General features: G+C 58.6%; 16 protein-coding genes. 9 read left to right on the plus strand and 7 right to left on the minus strand.

Annotated elements, in window-relative coordinates; translation table 11 throughout:
* Window positions 1-91: 91 nt before the first annotated feature.
* Both ACLH1U_RS10135 and selD read right to left on the minus strand, forming a co-directional pair.
* On the minus strand, window positions 92-2,038 hold the full coding sequence (locus ACLH1U_RS10135) for a DNA topoisomerase III (protein WP_023289280.1): 1,947 nt from the start codon (window positions 2,036-2,038) through the stop codon (window positions 92-94).
* A 4-nt stretch (window positions 2,039-2,042) separates the two neighbouring features.
* Window positions 2,043-3,086 (minus strand): selenide, water dikinase SelD, encoded by a 1,044-nt coding sequence (selD, locus tag ACLH1U_RS10140; RefSeq protein WP_085550731.1) that lies wholly within the window; start codon window positions 3,084-3,086, stop codon window positions 2,043-2,045.
* Window positions 3,087-3,311: 225 nt separating this feature from the next.
* Here selD and phoC point away from each other — a divergent pair, with 225 nt between their 5' ends.
* Complete coding sequence (gene phoC / locus ACLH1U_RS10145; RefSeq protein WP_004203793.1) at window positions 3,312-4,058, plus strand: acid phosphatase PhoC; 747 nt, start codon at window positions 3,312-3,314, stop codon at window positions 4,056-4,058.
* A 658-nt stretch (window positions 4,059-4,716) separates the two neighbouring features.
* Here phoC and ACLH1U_RS10150 read toward each other — a convergent pair.
* On the minus strand, window positions 4,717-5,268 hold the full coding sequence (locus tag ACLH1U_RS10150; RefSeq protein WP_032452510.1) for an NAD(P)H nitroreductase: 552 nt from the start codon (window positions 5,266-5,268) through the stop codon (window positions 4,717-4,719).
* A gap of 166 nt (window positions 5,269-5,434) precedes the next feature.
* Here ACLH1U_RS10150 and sppA point away from each other — a divergent pair, with 166 nt between their 5' ends.
* The 5 genes from sppA to yajD all read left to right on the plus strand — a co-directional run bounded on the left by sppA (window position 5,435) and on the right by yajD (window position 11,027).
* Window positions 5,435-7,288: a signal peptide peptidase SppA gene (gene sppA, locus ACLH1U_RS10155; protein ID WP_032452509.1), complete on the plus strand. Its 1,854-nt coding sequence runs from the start codon at window positions 5,435-5,437 to the stop codon at window positions 7,286-7,288.
* A gap of 138 nt (window positions 7,289-7,426) precedes the next feature.
* Window positions 7,427-8,446, plus strand: coding sequence for an asparaginase (ansA, locus tag ACLH1U_RS10160; protein ID WP_032452508.1), 1,020 nt, complete (start codon window positions 7,427-7,429; stop codon window positions 8,444-8,446).
* Window positions 8,447-8,455: 9 nt separating this feature from the next.
* Complete coding sequence (gene pncA / locus ACLH1U_RS10165; protein WP_085550728.1) at window positions 8,456-9,097, plus strand: bifunctional nicotinamidase/pyrazinamidase; 642 nt, start codon at window positions 8,456-8,458, stop codon at window positions 9,095-9,097.
* A 171-nt stretch (window positions 9,098-9,268) separates the two neighbouring features.
* Window positions 9,269-10,522, plus strand: a complete 1,254-nt coding sequence (locus ACLH1U_RS10170) for a glycoside hydrolase family 18 protein (RefSeq protein ID WP_032452507.1) — start codon at window positions 9,269-9,271, stop codon at window positions 10,520-10,522.
* A gap of 160 nt (window positions 10,523-10,682) precedes the next feature.
* On the plus strand, window positions 10,683-11,027 hold the full coding sequence (gene yajD, locus ACLH1U_RS10175) for an HNH nuclease YajD (RefSeq protein ID WP_002901254.1): 345 nt from the start codon (window positions 10,683-10,685) through the stop codon (window positions 11,025-11,027).
* A gap of 94 nt (window positions 11,028-11,121) precedes the next feature.
* On the opposite strand, the gene ACLH1U_RS10180 is transcribed toward yajD, so the two are convergent.
* Both ACLH1U_RS10180 and msrB read right to left on the minus strand, forming a co-directional pair.
* On the minus strand, window positions 11,122-11,400 hold the full coding sequence (locus ACLH1U_RS10180) for a YeaC family protein (protein WP_004203787.1): 279 nt from the start codon (window positions 11,398-11,400) through the stop codon (window positions 11,122-11,124).
* Window positions 11,401-11,443: 43 nt separating this feature from the next.
* A complete protein-coding gene (gene msrB / locus ACLH1U_RS10185) occupies window positions 11,444-11,857 on the minus strand; it encodes a peptide-methionine (R)-S-oxide reductase MsrB (RefSeq protein ID WP_004203786.1) in 414 nt (137 codons plus the stop codon).
* Window positions 11,858-12,194: 337 nt separating this feature from the next.
* On the opposite strand from msrB, the gene gapA reads away from it, so the two are divergent.
* Both gapA and ACLH1U_RS10195 read left to right on the plus strand, forming a co-directional pair.
* On the plus strand, window positions 12,195-13,190 hold the full coding sequence (gapA, locus tag ACLH1U_RS10190; RefSeq protein WP_004203784.1) for a glyceraldehyde-3-phosphate dehydrogenase: 996 nt from the start codon (window positions 12,195-12,197) through the stop codon (window positions 13,188-13,190).
* Window positions 13,191-13,264: 74 nt separating this feature from the next.
* Entirely contained in the window at window positions 13,265-14,149 is an 885-nt protein-coding gene (locus tag ACLH1U_RS10195; RefSeq protein WP_023289274.1) for a D-hexose-6-phosphate mutarotase, read from the plus strand.
* 60 nt (window positions 14,150-14,209) lie between these two features.
* Here ACLH1U_RS10195 and ACLH1U_RS10200 read toward each other — a convergent pair whose 3' ends face one another.
* Window positions 14,210-15,064, minus strand: a complete 855-nt coding sequence (locus tag ACLH1U_RS10200; RefSeq protein WP_085550726.1) for an aldo/keto reductase — start codon at window positions 15,062-15,064, stop codon at window positions 14,210-14,212.
* Window positions 15,065-15,155: 91 nt separating this feature from the next.
* The gene (locus ACLH1U_RS10205) at window positions 15,156-15,902 is read right to left on the minus strand and encodes a MipA/OmpV family protein (RefSeq protein WP_411299231.1); all 747 of its coding nucleotides are present in this window, start codon (window positions 15,900-15,902) and stop codon (window positions 15,156-15,158) included.
* 416 nt (window positions 15,903-16,318) lie between these two features.
* Here ACLH1U_RS10205 and yeaG point away from each other — a divergent pair, with 416 nt between their 5' ends.
* Window positions 16,319-18,253, plus strand: a complete 1,935-nt coding sequence (gene yeaG, locus ACLH1U_RS10210) for a protein kinase YeaG (RefSeq protein ID WP_004203779.1) — start codon at window positions 16,319-16,321, stop codon at window positions 18,251-18,253.
* Window positions 18,254-18,256: the final 3 nt, after the last annotated feature.

Raw genomic sequence — 18,256 nt, forward strand, 5'->3', positions numbered from 1 at the left:
CCCCTTCCCGGCTGTTTAGTGTAGACCATTGACCTGGCGGGGGGAGAAACGGCGGCCGCGGGGAAGCGCATCCTCGCGGCCGCCGGGCGGGTTATTGCGGCGGCGGCGCGGCATCGTCTGCCGCTTTTTTGCCTTTCGCTTTGCCTTTGCCCTTACTGAAGGATTTTTTCGCCCCGCCAGGCGCCACCAGACCGCGGAACTGGCGCACCGGCGTGCTGCGCGCCTGCTCGATCAGCTGATACAGCGTCCCCACCAGCGGCTGCATAAAGTCCTGATAGCGGCACTGTTTCTCGCTGATTTGCGTCAATACCGACTCCCAGTGGGCGGTCATGTCCGGTCGCCCGGCCATCTCCGGCAGGGAATGAATCAGCGCCCTTCCGGCCTCCGAGGAGTGAATATAGCGCCCCTTTTTGCTCAGGAAACCGCGCTTAAACAGCAGTTCGATAATCCCGGCGCGGGTTGCTTCGGTGCCGAGGCCGTCGGTGGCGCGGAGGATCTTCTTCAGATCTTTATCCTGCACGAAGCGGGCAATCCCGGTCATCGCCGACAGCAGCGTGGCGTCGGTAAAGTGGCGCGGCGGCTGCGTCTGGCGCTCCACCACCTCGCCCCTCTCGCACAGCAGTTCATCGCCTTTGGCCACCACCGGCAGCGGCGTGCCGTCGTTCTCTTCATCGCGCTCTTTGCTACCAAGCAGCGTCCGCCAGCCCGCCTCGGCCAGAAAACGCGCTTTAGCGACAAATTTGCCGTTGGCGATCTCAAGGTCAATCTGGCATTTACGGAACACCGCGTCAGGGCAGAACTGCATCAGATACTGCCGGGCGATCAGGGTGTAGACCTTCGCTTCGTTATCGGTGAGTTTGACCTGGCTGCTGCGGGCGGTCGGGATAATCGCATGGTGCGCGTCGACCTTTTTATCATCCCAGCAGCGGTTGCGGATCTCCGGATCCACCACCGGCTGCGGCAGCAGATCCGCCGCATGGACGGCAATCGCATTCAGCACCGCATGGCGGCCGGCGAAATGCTCTTCCGGCAGGTAGCGGCTGTCCGAACGCGGATAGGTGATGAGCTTGTGGGTTTCATACAGCTTCTGGCAGATATCCAGCACGTTTTGCGCGCTGAAGCCGAAACGTTTGGCCGCCTCAATCTGCAGCGCCGACAGCGAAAACGGCAGCGGCGCGGGTTCGGAATCGCGCTTATCGTTATAGCCGGTCACCAGCGCCGGCTGGCCTTCGATACGCTTAACCACGTGCTCGGCCAGCGGACGATGCAGCAGGCGCCCTTCTTCATCCTGGTAAGGTTCGCAGGCTTCGCTCGGCACCCAGGTCGCGACAAAGCGCTCCTCCTGCGGCGTGACGATATGCGCTTTGACGTCGAAGAAATCTTTGGCGACGAAGTTTTCAATCTCTTCATCGCGGCGCACCACCAGGCCGAGCACCGGGGTCTGCACCCGCCCCACGGAGAGCACCCCCTGATAGCCGGCGTTGCGCCCCAGCAGAGTATAGGCCCGGGTCATATTGATGCCGTACAGCCAGTCGGCGCGCGCCCGCGCCAGCGCCGACACGCAAAGCGGCACAAACTCGCTGTTGGCGCGCAGGCGGTTGATCGCCCGCTCAACCGCCTGCGGGTTGAGATCGTTTATCAGACAGCGCTGCACCTGCTGGCGCTTCTCCGGAGCCAGCTGCAGGTAGTCGAGGACCTCGTCCACCAGCAGTTGCCCTTCACGGTCGGGGTCGCCAGCGTGGATAACCTCCTCGGCGTCGCCGAGCAGGCGCTTGATCACATTCAGCTGTTTGGTGACCGAAGGTTTTGGCTGCAGCTGCCATTTCTCCGGCACAATCGGCAGGTCGGTGAGATTCCAGCGGGCATAGCGGCTGTCATAGACGTCCGGCTGCGCCTGCTCCAGCAGATGGCCGATACACCAGGTGACCACCTGACCGTTGCCGCACTCAATATAGCCATCGCCTTTGCGGTGCGGTTTAGGCAACACATCGGCGATAGCCCGACCGAGACTCGGTTTTTCTGCAATAAACAACCGCATCGAATCAACGGATCTCGATCATCGGTCGCCCGCCACGGGCGGTCACCAGCTCGCCGATGGCGGCCAGCTTAATACCGAACTCCGCCGCGGCGACCTGGACTTCCGCCTCCGCCTCCGGGGTCACCGCCAGCAGCAGACCGCCTGAGGTTTGTGGGTCGCACAGCAGATCGCGCCACGCCGTCGGCATCTCGCCCATCAAATGGCCGTAGCTGGCAAAGTTGCGCCCGGTGCCGCCCGGCACCGCGCCGGCGGCGATATACTCCTCCACCCCCGGCAGTTTCGGGATATCGGCATAGCGCAGTTGCGCCTGCACGCCGGCCCCGCGGCACACCTCGCTGAGGTGGCCGAGCAGGCCAAAGCCGGTGACGTCGGTCATCGCCTTCACCCCGTCGATAGCGGCAAACGCGGCGCCGGCGAGGTTCATCTGGCACATGGTCTCCGTCGCCAGCCCCTGATGCTCTGGCTTGAGCAGCGATTTTTTCTCCGCGGTGGTCAGCACGCCGATCCCCAGCGGTTTGGTGAGATACAGTTTGCAGCCCGCCTGCGCGGTGCTGTTTTTCTTGATGCGCTCGGTGGGCACCACGCCGGTGACCGCCAGACCAAAGATCGGCTCCGGAGCGTCAATGGAGTGGCCGCCCGCCAGCGCGATCCCGGCCTGCTGGCAGGCAAAGCGCCCGCCCTCCACCACGTCGCGGGCAATTTCCGGCGCCAGGGTGTTGATCGGCCAGCCGAGAATGGCAATCGCCATAATCGGTTTCCCGCCCATGGCGAAAATATCGCTGATGGCGTTGGTGGCGGCAATGCGGCCAAAGTCGAACGGATTATCGACAATCGGCATAAAGAAGTCGGTGGTGCTGACGATTGACGTGCCATTACCAAGATCGTAAACGGCGGCATCATCGCTGGTTTCGTTGCCGACAAGCAGGTTCGGGTCGACAAACTTCGCCTGCTCGCTATGCAGGATGGTTTCCAGCACTTTCGGGGAAATTTTACAACCACAACCGGCTCCGTGGCTGTATTGCGTTAAACGAATGGCTTGCTCGCTCATGGACATCTCCTGTCATTGCAATCCCGCTATGTTAGCGCCCAAACGTCAGGGTGGTAAGTACGACAGTCTGAAATCGCGTATGGTTGCTCATTAAGCAGACAAAAAGCCGTTTTTGCGAGACGCGGCAATTTTTTCCCGACCATTTTCACTTTTACTTAAAGATGACAGAAATGTGACAACCCAGGACTGTCTTCTCTGGAATGATTATGACGTAAGGAAATTCTAATGAAAAAGCGTGTTCTTGCCCTTTGCCTGGCCAGTTTCTTCTCCGTTAACGCCTTCGCGCTGGTTCCCCCCGGTAACGATGTCACCACCAAGCCCGATCTCTACTATCTGACCAATGCCCAGGCCATCGACAGCCTGGCGCTGTTGCCGCCGCCGCCGGCGGTGGGCAGTATCGCGTTCTTAAACGATCAGGCGATGTATGAGCAGGGGCGCCTGCTGCGCAACACCGAGCGCGGGAAGCTGGCGGCAGAGGATGCCAACCTCAGCGCGGGCGGCGTGGCTAACGCCTTCTCCAGCGCCTTTGGCTCGCCGATCACCGAAAAGGACGCGCCGCAGCTCCATAAGCTGTTGACCAATATGATTGAAGACGCCGGCGATCTGGCGACCCGCGGCGCGAAAGAGAAGTATATGCGCATTCGCCCGTTTGCCTTCTACGGTGTCTCCACCTGCAACACCACCGAGCAGGACAAGCTGGCGAAAAACGGCTCTTACCCATCCGGGCATACCTCCATCGGCTGGGCCACCGCCCTGGTGCTGGCGGAGATCAACCCGCAGCGGCAGAACGAAATTTTGAAGCGCGGCTATGAGCTCGGCGAGAGCCGGGTGATCTGCGGCTATCACTGGCAGAGCGATGTCGATGCGGCGCGCATCGTCGGCTCCGCGGTGGTCGCCACGCTGCACACCAACCCGGCCTTCCAGCAGCAGTTGCAGAAAGCCAAAGACGAATTCGCCAAAACGCAGAAGTAACGTCATCGCCGTTGAACTCCGGGAGGCGGCGCCTGACGCGCCTTGTCCGGGCTACCTTTGGGGCGGCAGGCCGGGTCACGCGCACGCCGCCACCCGGCATAGATGCGGCTCCGAGCCTGCTGCCATCGCCCGGCGGCGCTGTGCTTGCGCGGGCCTACATTGAGGGGTAACCGTCTGATATCGGGATGGTTATGTAGGCCGGGTAAGACACAGCCGCCACCCGGCGAAATAACGGCACAATCGTAAATTTCCCTGCTCGCGCTGCGCTTAGCAGGGCTACCACTCCTGTGTTATGTCCGGGCAGATGGCGCTCCCGGCTAATCGTCTGCGTTATGTCAATCATGGCGCAGGGAGCGCACAGGGGGCGGCCAGTCGCCGCCGCCCCCTGTACCCCCGGGCTCCGGCCAGCAAAATCGCCACTGCGTGGTCCCTTCGACTTATCCCTGCAGGCTTCGGGTCGGGCCGAGGCAGCGTCCATGCAAAACACGGCCCTCAGCCCGCATCCATGCGGGCTGCCCCGGCCTTCCGGGAACGTCTCAGCGATTTTGAGGCCGCCAGCACCGGCAGTTTCAGCAACAATGGTGAATAAATTAACGACAGGTCGTACGAATGTAGGCCGGGTAAGGCGCAGCCGTCACCCGGCGTAACACGCGCTGACTCAGAATCGCGTCACAAACGGCGCGGTATCCGGCAGGGCAATGGTGGTTGAGGCTTTCAGCTGCGGCGTGCCCAGATAGAGGAAGCCGACGATTTTATCCTGCTCGCGGCACCCGAAGCCGGCCCGCACCACCGGGCTCTCGGTCAATGCTCCGCTGCGCCAGATGCCGTTGAATCCCTGGGCCAGGGCCGCCATCTGCATCGCCATCACCGCGCAGCCAGCGGACATCTCCTGCTCCCAGCGCGGCACCTTCGGGTGGTCTTCACAGCGCGCCACTACGGTAATGATCAGCGGCGCGCGAAACGGCGCATTGCGGGCTTTCTCTATGCCCTTCTCATCCTGGCCGGCCTCCCGGGCCCCCTTTTCCAGCAGCTGACTAAAGCGTTCGCGGCCGTCATCGGCGATAATGAAAAAGCGCCACGGCTGCAGGGTGCCATGATCCGGGGCGCGCAGCCCGGCGCGCAGAATGTTTTCCAGCTGTTCGCCGGCCGGGGCCGGTTCCGCCAGGCGGGAAGCGCTGCGGCGATTAAGCAGTAGGTCGAGAGCATCCATCTGTATAACTCCTGTGATGTCATTTTTCATAAAATTAACATGCACAAGGATTTTGTTACAGCGCGGTCGGTGATTCCTGCTGACAACCGACGGCTCACTCTTTAGGATAGCCAGACGCGGCGGCCCCTGCGGCCTGCCCATTTTTAGATAACGTTAGGGAGAATACATGCGAACCCTTTGGCGACTGATTGCCAGCTTTTTTAAATGGACGTGGCGGATACTCAACTTTATTCGCAAACTGGCCCTCAATGCGATCTTCCTGGTGCTGGTGCTGGTGTGTATCGGCATCTGGAGCCAGTTCAGCAGCACCACCAGCGAACATGCCGCGCGCGGCGCGCTGCTGCTGGATATTACCGGCGTGGTGGTGGATAAACCGTCCGCCAGCAGCAAGCTCGGCGTAATTGGCCGCCAGCTGTTTGGCGCCAGCTCGGACCGTCTGCAGGAGAATTCTCTGTTCGATATCGTGCAGACCATCCGTCAGGCGAAGGATGACCGTAATATCACCGGTATTGTGCTGGATCTGAAAAACTTCGTCGGCGGCGATCAGCCGTCCATGCAGTACATCGGTAAAGCGCTGCGCGAATTCCGCGACAGCGGCAAACCGGTGTATGCCGTCGGCAGCAGCTACAGCCAGGGCCAGTACTACCTGGCGAGCTTTGCCAACAAAATCTGGCTCTCTCCGCAGGGCGAGGTGGACCTGCACGGCTTCGCCACCAACGGGCTGTACTACAAGTCGCTGCTGGATAAGCTGAAAGTCTCCACCCATGTCTTCCGCGTCGGCACCTATAAATCCGCCGTCGAGCCTTTCATTCGCGATGACATGTCCCCTGCCGCCCGCGAAGCGGACAGCCGCTGGATTGGCGAACTGTGGCAGAACTACCTCAACACCATCGCCGCCAACCGGCAGATCACCACCCAGCAGCTCTTCCCGGGCGCCCAGGGCATTATCGATGGCCTGCGTAAGGTGGGCGGCGATACGGCGAAATATGCGCTGGACAATAAGCTGGTGGATGAGCTGGCGACCTCCACGGAAGTGGAAAAGGCGCTGACCAAACAGTTTGGCTGGAGCAAAGCGGATAACAATTACCGGGCGATCAGCTATTACGACTACAACGTGAAGACACCGTCTGACCAGGGTTCCGCCATCGCGGTGATCTTCGCCAACGGCGCCATCATGGACGGCGAGGAGACCCCGGGCAACGTTGGCGGCGACACCACCGCTGCGCAAATTCGCGATGCGCGCCTCGACCCGAAAATTAAGGCCATCGTCCTGCGCGTCAACAGCCCGGGCGGCAGCGTGACCGCCTCGGAAATCATTCGCGAAGAGCTGGCGGCAGCCAAAGCCGCGGGTAAACCGGTGGTCGTTTCAATGGGCGGCATGGCGGCCTCCGGCGGCTACTGGATCTCCACGCCGGCGGACTACATTGTCGCGAACCCAAGCACCCTCACCGGCTCCATCGGCATCTTTGGGGTGATCAACACCGTGGAAAACACCCTTGGGTCGATTGGCGTCCATACCGACGGCGTCGCCACATCGCCGCTGGCGGATATCTCCAGCACCAAAGCGCTGCCGCCGGAAGTGCAGCAGCTGATGCAGTTGAGCATTGAGAACGGCTATCAACGCTTTATCACCCTGGTGGCTAACGCGCGTAAGAGCACGCCGGAGAAAATCGACCAGATTGCCCAGGGCCACGTCTGGACCGGGGAAGATGCCAAAGCCAACGGTCTTGTCGACAGCCTCGGCGACTTCGACGACGCGGTGGCCAAGGCCGCCGAGCTGGCGAAGCTGAAAACCTGGCACCTCAACTACTATCAGGAAGAGCCCACCTTCTTCTCGATGGTGCTGGACAGCCTGACCGGTTCGGTACGCGCCTCGCTGCCGGCCGCCATTCAGGCCTGGCTGCCTGCGCCGGTGGCCGCGGCAGCCGAGACGGTGAAAGCCGAAAGCGACAAGCTGGCGGCGTTTAACGACCCGCAGAACCGCTATGCCTTCTGCCTGACCTGCGCCAACATCCGTTAATACGCAGCGGCTGCCCCGTCTCCCGGGGCAGCCTTTTTTCCGCACCTGCCAGCGCCGCCACAAAGCGAGCGGCCAACACTGTATTTTTTCCTCCGTCTCTTTATACTGCGCCTGTCTACGACCAACCTAAGCGATGCTATGCAAAAAAAATCGATTTACGTTGCCTACACCGGTGGGACCATCGGTATGCAGCGCTCTGAACACGGCTATGTACCCGTTTCCGGCCATCTGCAGCGTCAGCTGGCGCTGATGCCTGAGTTCCATCGCCCGGAGATGCCGGACTTCACGATCCATGAATACCATCCGCTGATGGATTCATCCGATATGACCCCTGAGGACTGGCAGCACATCGCCGACGATATCCGCAGCCATTACGAGGAGTATGATGGCTTTGTGATCCTCCACGGTACCGACACCATGGCGTTTACCGCCTCTGCGCTGTCGTTCATGCTGGAAAACCTCGGCAAACCGGTGATTGTGACAGGGTCACAAATCCCGCTGGCCGAGCTGCGCTCCGACGGCCAGATCAACCTGCTCAATGCCCTGTACGTCGCCGCCAACTATCCGATTAACGAAGTGGCGCTGTTCTTCAACAATCGGCTGTTCCGCGGCAACCGTACCACTAAAGCCCATGCCGACGGCTTTGACGCCTTCGCCTCGCCAAACCTCGCGCCGCTGCTGGAGGCCGGGATCCATATCCGCCGTCTCGGTACCCCGCCGGCGCCGCAGGGCTGCGGAGAGCTTATCGTGCACCCCATCACCCCGCAGCCGATTGGCGTGGTGACGATTTACCCTGGCATCTCCGCCGACGTGGTGCGTAATTTCCTGCGCCAACCGGTGAAAGCGCTGATCCTCCGCTCCTACGGCGTCGGCAATGCGCCGCAGAATGGCGAGTTTATTCAGGTGCTGGCGGAAGCCAGCCAGCGCGGCATTGTGGTGGTCAACTTGACGCAGTGTATGTCCGGTAAAGTGAACATGGGCGGCTATGCCACCGGCAATGCCCTCGCCCAGGCGGGAGTCATCAGTGGTTTCGATATGACGGTGGAAGCGACGCTGACCAAGCTACACTATCTGCTGAGCCAGCAGCTGGACGTTGACGCCATTCGCGCGGCGATGCAGCAGAATCTGCGTGGCGAACTGACCCCTGACGAAGCTTAAGGAGGACGTATGGCGCATCGAGCGCTGTTACTGGTTGATTTGCAGAACGACTTCTGCGCCGGCGGCGCGCTGGCGGTTCCTGAAGGCGATAGTACCGTCGAGGTGGCCAATGCGCTTATCGACTGGAGCCTGGCGCGCGGCGAGCCCATCGTCGCCAGCCAGGACTGGCACCCGGCGGATCACGGCAGCTTCGCCAGCCAGCACCATGTGGAGCCCTACACCGTGGGCGACCTGGATGGCCTGGCGCAAACTTTCTGGCCGGATCACTGCGTTCAGCACAGCGAAGGCGCGGCGCTGCATCCCCTGCTCAAGCAGCAGGCCATCGCCGCCGTGTTCCACAAAGGGCAAAACCGGGTCATTGACAGCTACAGCGCTTTTTTTGACAACGGTCACCGGCAGAAAACTGAACTGGACGGCTGGCTGCGTGGTCAAGGGATCGTGGAGCTGACCGTGCTCGGCCTCGCCACCGATTACTGCGTTAAGTTCACCGTGCTGGATGCCCTGGCGCTGGGCTACGCGGTCAACGTCATCACCGACGGCTGCCGCGGGGTGAATCTTCAGCCGCAGGACAGCAGCCAGGCGTTTATGGAGATGGCCGCCGCAGGCGCCACGCTCTATACCCTCGACGACTGGCGGGAAACCCACGCCTGATCCCTTCCCCGGCGCGCCCGCGCCGGGGCTTCTTCTGCCGCTTCGTTATCGTCCATAAATTGAACTCTCTCGCAGTTTCAACAGGTTATTGCTGGTAGTCTGGCAAGGCTGTTTTTTCGCCACGCCATTTTCGTGGCGCGGTTATTTTTTTTATGTCAAAGAGGAACCACTATGAAACGTTTGCCCTTGCTGGCAGCCTTGCCCCTGCTTTGCGCTTCCGCGCTCTCTGCCCAACCGCTGATGTCCGTCGGCTATTTCAACGGCGGCGGCGACGTCACTGCCGGGCCGGGCGGGGATATCGACAAGCTGGACGTCCGGCAGATCACCCATCTCAACTACTCGTTTGGCCTTATCTATAACGATGAAAAAGACGAGACCAACGCAGCCCTGAAGGATCCTGCTCATCTGCACGAGATCTGGCTGTCGCCGAAGGTGCAGGCGGATCTGCAAAAGCTCCCGGCCCTGCGTAAACAGAACCCGGACCTCAAAGTCCTGCTGTCGGTCGGCGGCTGGGGAGCGCGCGGTTTCTCCGGCGCGGCGGCAAGCAAAGAAACCCGGAAGGTGTTTATTCAGTCTGCGCAGGAAATTGTTGAAAAATATGGTCTGGATGGGATTGACCTCGACTGGGAGTTTCCGGTCAACGGCGCCTGGGGGCTGGTTGCCAGTCAACCGGCCGATCGCGATAACTTTACCGCGCTGTTAAAAGAGCTGCGCGCAGCGTTTGGTACCAGGAAACTTGTCACTATCGCCGTGGGCGCCAACGCCGAAAGCCCGAAAAGCTGGGTGGACGTTAAAGCGATTGCGTCATCGCTCGACTACATCAACCTGATGACCTACGACATGGCCTACGGCACGCAGTACTTCAACTCGAACCTGTATGACTCCAGCCACTGGCCGACGGTCGCCGCGGCGGATAAATACAGCGCCGATTTTGTGGTCAACAATTACCTGGCCGCCGGGCTTAAACCCAGCCAGATGAACCTCGGAATTGGTTTTTATGGCCGGGTGCCGAAACGGGCGGTCGAGCCGGGGATTGACTGGAGTAAAGCGGATGCGCAAAAGAACCCGGTCACCCAGCCCTATTTTGGTCCACAGCAGATCGCGCTGTTTGCCTCGCTGGGCTATGACCTGAGCAAAGACACCTACGTGAAATACAATGATATCGTGGGCAAATTGCTCAACGATCCGCAGAAACGCTTTACCGAGCACTGGGACGATGAGGCGAAAGTCCCGTGGCTGTCGGTGCAGTCCGCCGAGGGCAAGCCGCTGTTCGCCCTCTCCTACGAGAACCCGCGCTCGGTGGCCATTAAAGCGGACTACATCAAGGCGAAAGGCCTCGCCGGAGCGATGTTCTGGGAGTATGGCGCCGATGACCAGAACCAGCTGGCCCGCCAGCTGGCGGAATCGCTGGGGATCAAACACTAATCGCGGCTGTTCCGCCGCATCGCCGCCGCCGGGCGGCGTGACGCAGGCAGCATCGCCGGCAATGCAGGTATATCGCGCCGCCCGGGATAGGTTATGATGCCTGTTATCCGCTGCGCCAGGGGCTGGCGCAGCTTAACCGTTTGACAGGAGGCAGGGGGCCATGGCCTATATCCCCAAAAATTACGCACGTCTGGAAGTGGGTTACCGCGAAAAGGCGCTCAAGCTCTTTCCCTGGGTATGCGGACGCTGCTCCCGGGAGTTTGTCTACTCCAATCTGCGCGAGCTGACGGTGCACCATATCGATCACGACCACTCCAATAACCCGGAAGATGGCAGCAACTGGGAGATGTTGTGCCTTTACTGTCACGATCACGAACATTCCAAGTACACCGAAGCCGATCAGTATGGCTCCACGGTGGTAGCGGGCGAAGATGCGCAAAAGAGCGTCGGCGAGGCCACCTACAACCCGTTTGCCGACCTGAAAGCGATGATGAATAAAAAGTAAGCGAAGCGACTGACCGCCGGGCGCGGTCATTGACGCTACCCTGGTCCGGCGCCGGATCACCCGACGCCGGAACGTCTCCCCGCCGGCCGGCGGTTTATTGCAACTTCACGGTGGCGATCGGCTTCGGCACGATGCCGAAATCTTCCTTCAGCTGCTGTTTGCTCTTCATCACCATCTGCCCGCGGGTGTCGATGGTCATATGCTGGGCGTCGGTGTTATACCGGGCCTGCCATAGCATCACCAGCTGCAGGCTATTTTCCTTCTGCTCCGGCGTCAGCGCCACGCCATCCGGCCATTTTCCCAGCTCTACCGCCGTCGCCAGACGCTGATACACTTCCGGGGTCATGCTGTCGATAATTTGCTCAATATCCATCTTCCACTCACCTCCACCTGGAATAATTTGCTGAATCGTTTCTTCAACCCTTGATCTGCTCGCCGTTCTGCTCATCGGTGAAGCTGAGCGACGCCGAATTGACACAATAGCGCTCGCCGGTCGGCTGCGGGCCATCCGGAAACACGTGACCGAGATGGGCATCACAATTTCCGCAGCGGATCTCAATGCGCTGCATGCCGTGGGAGCTGTCGTCCAGATAGCGAATGGCCTCTTCGCTTACCGGCTCGTAGAAGCTCGGCCAGCCGCAGCCGGAGTCGTATTTGGTCTGGGAGTTGAACAGCGGCGCATCGCACACCAGGCAGTGATACACGCCATTTTTCTTGTTGTGCAGCAGCCGTCCGGTGAAAGGCGGTTCGGTGCCATGATGTTGGGTCACGTAAAACTGCATTTCGCTCAAGCCGTTTTTCAGCTCTTCCGGGGAGGGTTTATTTGCCATGGGCTTACATCTCGCTTTGCAATGGACAACTTTCGCCCCAATTCTAACAAAACATTAACAATGAAGCGTACACTTTTGTTCTAAACTTATCCGGTGCCCACAGGCAGCCAGATAATTGTGACTTAAATCACGTTTTTATCTTAAATGCCCTTTAAAATTCCGCGCGCAGCCCCCATATGGAATTGGGCTCAAAGGGAGAGTGAGGCAAATCAATCGCGCAAGGTGTGCTCAGGATTGATTTGTCGCAATGATTGACACGATTCCGCTTGACGCTGCGTAAGGTTTTTGTAATTTTACAGGCAACCTTTTATTCACTAACAAATAGCTGGTGGAATATATGACTATCAAAGTAGGTATCAACGGTTTTGGCCGTATCGGTCGCATTGTTTTCCGTGCTGCTCAGAAACGTTCTGACATCGAGATCGTTGCAATCAACGACCTGTTAGACGCAGAGTACATGGCTTACATGCTGAAGTATGACTCCACTCACGGTCGTTTCGACGGCACCGTTGAAGTGAAAGACGGTCATCTGGTCGTTAACGGTAAAAAAATCCGTGTTACCGCTGAACGTGACCCGGCTAACCTGAAGTGGGACGAAGTTGGTGTTGACGTTGTTGCTGAAGCAACCGGTATCTTCCTGACCGACGAAACCGCTCGTAAACACATCACCGCTGGCGCGAAAAAAGTCGTTCTGACTGGCCCGTCCAAAGACAACACCCCGATGTTCGTTCGCGGCGCTAACTTCGACACTTACGCTGGCCAGGACATCGTTTCCAACGCATCCTGCACCACCAACTGCCTGGCACCGCTGGCTAAAGTCATCAACGACAACTTCGGTATCGTTGAAGGCCTGATGACCACCGTCCACGCAACCACCGCTACTCAGAAAACCGTTGATGGCCCGTCTCACAAAGACTGGCGCGGCGGCCGCGGCGCAGCTCAGAACATCATCCCGTCCTCTACCGGCGCTGCTAAAGCTGTAGGTAAAGTACTGCCAGAACTGAACGGCAAACTGACCGGTATGGCGTTCCGCGTTCCGACTCCGAACGTATCCGTTGTTGACCTGACCGTTCGTCTGGAAAAAGCAGCGTCCTACGAAGAAATCAAGAAAGCTATCAAAGCCGCTTCTGAAGGCGCAATGAAAGGCGTTCTGGGTTACACCGAAGACGACGTTGTTTCTACCGACTTCAACGGCGAAGTTTGCACTTCCGTGTTCGATGCTAAAGCAGGTATCGCACTGAACGACAACTTCGTTAAACTGGTTTCCTGGTACGACAACGAAACTGGCTACTCCAACAAAGTTCTGGACCTGATTGCCCACATCTCCAAATAAGTTGAGATGAAAAAGTAATCTGTAAGAGCGACTTCGGTCGCTCTTTTTTTTGTCTGCAGAGATAGGATTGCACAATGATAAATAAAATTTTTGCTCTCCCGGTGAATGAAACCATTTCGCCCGTTATCTCCCGTCGCCAGCTGGACGACCTGGAGCTGATTGTCATCGACCATCCGCAGGTGAAAGCCTCTGTGGCGCTGCAGGGGGCGCACCTGCTCTCCTGGAAACCCGCCGGTGAAGAAGAAGTCCTGTGGCTGAGCAACAACACCCCATTTAAACAGGGCGTCGCCCTGCGCGGCGGCGTGCCGATTTGCTGGCCGTGGTTTGGCCCATCGGCGCAGCAGGGCCTGCCGTCGCACGGCTTTGCCCGCAACCTGCCGTGGACCCTGGAAGGGCATGATGAAGACGACAGCGGCGTGATGTTGACCTTTGCGCTGCAGAACAGCGCTGAAACCATGAAGCTGTGGCCGCATGAGTTCACCCTCTATGCCCGCTTCAAGCTGGGCAAGACCTGCGAAATCGAGCTGGAAGCCCACGGCGAATTCGAGACCACCTCTGCCCTGCACAGCTACTTCAACGTTGGCGATATCGCGGCGGTGAAAGTGAGCGGTCTTGGCGAGCGCTATATCGATAAAGTGAAGAACGCCGAAGAAGGCGTTCTGAACAACGGCGTGCAGACCTTCCCGGATCGTACCGACCGCGTCTATCTCGACGCCGAAGGCTGCAGCGTGATCCACGACGACGCGCTCAGCCGCACGATCGACGTGGTGCATCATCATCAGCACAACGTGGTGGCCTGGAACCCGGGCCCGGCGCTGTCCGTCAGCATGGGCGACATGCCGGACGATGGCTATAAAACCTTCGTTTGCGTCGAAACCTGCTGCGTGACCCAGCCACAGAAAGCCAGTGAAGAGACCCCGTCTCGCCTGGCGCAAACCATCAGCGTGAAAAAACGCTAACCGCAAAAAGCCCCGTTTATCACGGGGCTTTTTCTCTTCTCCACCTGGATGCGCTGTGGGTTAAACCATATCCAACCGGGTTTTCCGCGGCGGCGGCGGATAGAGGCGATCCAGCTGCGCAAGCTCTTGCGGGCTGAGAACGATATCAAGCGCGGCGGCATTCTGCACCACATGCTCGATAGTCGCCGCTTTCGGGATCGCCAGCATTCCCGGATGACGAATCACCCAGGCCAGCAGCAGCTGCGCCACCGTCACGCCCCGCGCGTTAGCCATATTGATGATATCGGTATGCTGAAAAAGTCCATCGCGTAAGCGCCCCGCCTGCGCCAGCGGGCAATAGGCCATCACCGGCAGGGTGTGCTGCTGGCACCAGGGCAGGAGATCGTATTCAATGCCCCGCGACGCGAGATGATAGAGCACCTGGTTGGTGGCGCAGCGTTCGCCGCCCGCCGTGCGCCACAGCGCCTGCATATCGTCGGTGTCCAGATTGGAGACGCCCCAACGGCGGATTTTGCCCTCGGCCACCAGCCTTTCCATCGCCTCGACCGTCTCCTGCAGGGGGATATCGCCCCGCCAGTGCAGGAGATACATATCCAGATAGTCGGTCTGCAGCCGGCGCAGACTGTTTTCACAGGCGCGGCGCATCGCCGCTCCGCCGGCGTGCCAGGGATAGACTTTAGAGACCAGCGTCACCCGGTCGCGCAGGCCGCGGATCGCCTGGCCCACTACCTCCTCCGCCCCGCCGTCGGCATACATCTCCGCGGTATCGATTACCGTCAGGCCATGGTCGATGCCCGCGCGCAGTGCAGCCACCTCCTGCTGACGCTGCGCCGCGTTCTCGCCCATATACCAGGTTCCCAGCCCGATGGCCGGAACTGCCGCCTGCTCGTCAAAGCATACTGTTTTTTTCACCATCGTCTCCTTCTTCGCGCCCTGCACCACCATAAAGCAAAACAGGGCGCGAAGCCCTGTTTTGATGCATAAAGCGCACTGTAATAATGCACAATCAGAAGGTGTAGGTGATCCCGGTTGAGATTAGACCGCTCCAGGATTTGTCCACCATCGGGCTATCGGTAATTTCATCCGACAGACGCGTGTAGCGCGCAATACCGTATACGCTCCAGTCGCCGAGGAAGCGATAGTTGGCCGCCAGCTCCAGATACGGGTTCCAGCTGCTGTCCGGATCGTAGCTGCGCATCCCGCTGCGACGGGACTCATGCTGCGAGACGCCATAGTAGTATTCGTTCTGATTGTCGCTGTTCCACTCGACGCCAATGCCCGGCGTCAGCGTCAGGTTCCCGTTGGTGTAGCGGTACAGCCAGGCGAGATCCCAGTTGATGCCGTTGCTGTTATCCAGCGTATCGCCGGCAATCGTCGTGCGCAGGAAGCCATAGGACGTGTTGTGGACATAAGAAAGACCGGCCATCACGGTCGATTTACGTTTATCCAGGCGACGCATTTGTTCGCTATCGCTGTCGCCCGGCTTGAAGTACATCGGCGACCAGTAGGCCGTTATCGACAGCTTATCGTTGGTGTCATTCCACAGGTAGTAACCCCCGCCCAGACCGTGGAACCAGAAGTTATCGCTCTCATAACTAATGACCGGCACCGGATAAACATCCGCATCATACTGCTTGTACGGATGCTCAACGATGCCGACGCCAGCCCCAAGCGTGAACTTCCCATCGGCATGCGCCGCGCTGGCGGAGGTCGCAATCAGCACGCCGAGTGCCAGAAGTTTGATTTTAGTCACAATCCATATTCCCGTTGTCAAATAATCAGCCCGTGCAGTTTACCGTCGTAGGTCTCATGCCTCAAATTCTTTACCCGATATGACACAAATCGTTCACTTTCCCACCCTTCTCTTACCATCTGGTGACAGCCCGATGACAGCTTCACGTCCCGGCGAATCAAAAAGCGTCTTTTTCAGGATGAGTTATTGATATGTCATTGAAATTGATTTTCTGCGGCATGCAAGATTTCTAAATGCATCTACGCTTAAATTTAGAAGGTGTAATTGCAGGGCACATTCACGCTACCCCACCCGCAACCTGGCATAAGGGTTGCTGGATACCAGGAGAGCGATGTTCAGCTTATGTCTTCCGGGGGCCCCCACTATTCATATGAACGGCTCTCAACCTGTGCTAAAAAACGAAAGGACGGCATGCCATGAATATATTCGATCACTATCGCCAGCGCTATGAAGCTGCCAAGGACGAAGAGTTCACACTGCAGGAGTTTCTTACCATCTGCCGGCAAGATCGCAGTGCCTATGCCAATGCGGCAGAACGTCTGTTGATGGCCATTGGTGAACCCGTCATGGTTGATACGGCTCTCGAGCCGCGGCTATCCCGTCTCTTTTCAAACCGGGTCATCGCACGCTATCCGGCGTTTGAAGAGTTTTACGGTATGGAAGACGCCATTGAGCAGATCGTTTCCTACCTCAAGCATGCCGCCCAGGGGCTGGAAGAGAAGAAACAGATCCTCTATCTGCTGGGACCGGTGGGCGGTGGTAAATCATCGCTGGCTGAACGGCTGAAAGCCCTGATGCAGCGCGTGCCTATCTATGTGCTGAGCGCCAACGGCGAGCGCAGCCCGGTTAACGATCACCCGCTGTGCCTGTTCAATCCGCAGGAGGATGCGCAGATCCTTCAGAAAGAATATGGCGTCCCTACCCGCTATCTCGGCACCATTATGTCGCCGTGGGCGGCCAAACGCCTGCATGAGTTTGGCGGCGATATCACGAAATTCCGCGTGGTCAAAGTCTGGCCATCGATTCTTGAGCAGGTCGCCATCGCCAAAACCGAACCGGGCGATGAGAACAACCAGGATATTTCGGCGCTGGTGGGTAAAGTGGATATCCGTAAGCTGGAACACTATGCGCAGAACGACCCGGACGCCTACGGCTACTCCGGTGCGCTGTGCCGCGCCAACCAGGGGATCATGGAGTTCGTCGAGATGTTTAAAGCGCCGATCAAGGTGCTGCATCCGCTGCTGACCGCGACCCAGGAGGGTAACTATAACGGGACCGAAGGGATCTCCGCCCTGCCGTTTAACGGGATCATCCTTGCCCACTCCAACGAATCGGAATGGGTGACCTTCCGTAATAACAAAAACAATGAGGCCTTCCTCGACCGCGTCTATATCGTCAAAGTGCCTTATTGCCTGCGGATCTCCGAAGAGATCCGTATCTATGAAAAACTGCTCAACAGCAGCGAACTGACGCATGCGCCATGCGCCCCGGGCACTCTGGAAACGCTGGCGCGCTTCTCGATTCTGTCGCGCCTGAAAGAGCCGGAAAACTCGAGCATCTACTCGAAAATGCGGGTCTATGACGGCGAGAGCCTGAAGGATACCGACCCGAAAGCGAAATCCTATCAGGAGTATCGCGACTACGCCGGAGTGGATGAAGGGATGAACGGGCTCTCCACCCGTTTTGCCTTTAAGATCCTCTCAAGGGTGTTTAACTTCGACCATGTTGAAGTGGCGGCCAACCCGGTGCATCTGTTCTATGTGCTGGAGCAGCAGATTGAGCGCGAACAGTTCCCGCAGGAGCAGGCCGAGCGCTATCTGGAGTTCCTCAAAGGCTATCTGATCCCGAAATACGCCGAGTTTATCGGCAAAGAGATCCAGACCGCTTATCTGGAATCCTACTCCGAGTACGGGCAGAACATTTTCGATCGCTATGTCACCTACGCTGACTTCTGGATCCAGGATCAGGAATACCGCGATCCGGACACCGGGCAGCTGTTTGACCGTGAATCGTTGAATGCCGAGCTGGAGAAAATTGAGAAGCCGGCCGGGATCAGCAACCCGAAAGACTTCCGTAATGAAATCGTCAACTTTGTGCTGCGCGCCAGAGCCAACAACAGCGGACGTAATCCGAACTGGACCAGCTATGAGAAACTGCGCACGGTTATTGAGAAGAAAATGTTCTCCAATACCGAAGAGCTGTTGCCGGTCATTTCGTTTAACGCCAAAACCTCAACCGATGAGCAGAAAAAACACGACGACTTTGTCGACCGCATGATGGAGAAAGGCTACACCCGCAAACAGGTTCGCCTGCTGTGCGAGTGGTACCTGCGGGTTCGTAAATCGTCCTGATGC

The organism is Klebsiella sp. 1SOBk5mer, assembly GCF_046603115.1.
Classification (GTDB): domain Bacteria; phylum Pseudomonadota; class Gammaproteobacteria; order Enterobacterales; family Enterobacteriaceae; genus Klebsiella; species Klebsiella quasipneumoniae.

What these genes read in the sequence shown, in the direction of transcription:
- ACLH1U_RS10135 (WP_023289280.1), bottom strand. Translation starts at nt 2,038, where the DNA reads ATGCGGTTGTTTATTGCAGAAAAACCGAGTCTCGGTCGGGCTATCGCC.
- selD (WP_085550731.1), bottom strand. Translation starts at nt 3,086, where the DNA reads ATGAGCGAGCAAGCCATTCGTTTAACGCAATACAGCCACGGAGCCGGT.
- phoC (WP_004203793.1), top strand. Translation starts at nt 3,312, where the DNA reads ATGAAAAAGCGTGTTCTTGCCCTTTGCCTGGCCAGTTTCTTCTCCGTT.
- ACLH1U_RS10150 (WP_032452510.1), bottom strand. Translation starts at nt 5,268, where the DNA reads ATGGATGCTCTCGACCTACTGCTTAATCGCCGCAGCGCTTCCCGCCTG.
- sppA (WP_032452509.1), top strand. Translation starts at nt 5,435, where the DNA reads ATGCGAACCCTTTGGCGACTGATTGCCAGCTTTTTTAAATGGACGTGG.
- ansA (WP_032452508.1), top strand. Translation starts at nt 7,427, where the DNA reads ATGCAAAAAAAATCGATTTACGTTGCCTACACCGGTGGGACCATCGGT.
- pncA (WP_085550728.1), top strand. Translation starts at nt 8,456, where the DNA reads ATGGCGCATCGAGCGCTGTTACTGGTTGATTTGCAGAACGACTTCTGC.
- ACLH1U_RS10170 (WP_032452507.1), top strand. Translation starts at nt 9,269, where the DNA reads ATGAAACGTTTGCCCTTGCTGGCAGCCTTGCCCCTGCTTTGCGCTTCC.
- yajD (WP_002901254.1), top strand. Translation starts at nt 10,683, where the DNA reads ATGGCCTATATCCCCAAAAATTACGCACGTCTGGAAGTGGGTTACCGC.
- ACLH1U_RS10180 (WP_004203787.1), bottom strand. Translation starts at nt 11,400, where the DNA reads ATGGATATTGAGCAAATTATCGACAGCATGACCCCGGAAGTGTATCAG.
- msrB (WP_004203786.1), bottom strand. Translation starts at nt 11,857, where the DNA reads ATGGCAAATAAACCCTCCCCGGAAGAGCTGAAAAACGGCTTGAGCGAA.
- gapA (WP_004203784.1), top strand. Translation starts at nt 12,195, where the DNA reads ATGACTATCAAAGTAGGTATCAACGGTTTTGGCCGTATCGGTCGCATT.
- ACLH1U_RS10195 (WP_023289274.1), top strand. Translation starts at nt 13,265, where the DNA reads ATGATAAATAAAATTTTTGCTCTCCCGGTGAATGAAACCATTTCGCCC.
- ACLH1U_RS10200 (WP_085550726.1), bottom strand. Translation starts at nt 15,064, where the DNA reads ATGGTGAAAAAAACAGTATGCTTTGACGAGCAGGCGGCAGTTCCGGCC.
- yeaG (WP_004203779.1), top strand. Translation starts at nt 16,319, where the DNA reads ATGAATATATTCGATCACTATCGCCAGCGCTATGAAGCTGCCAAGGAC.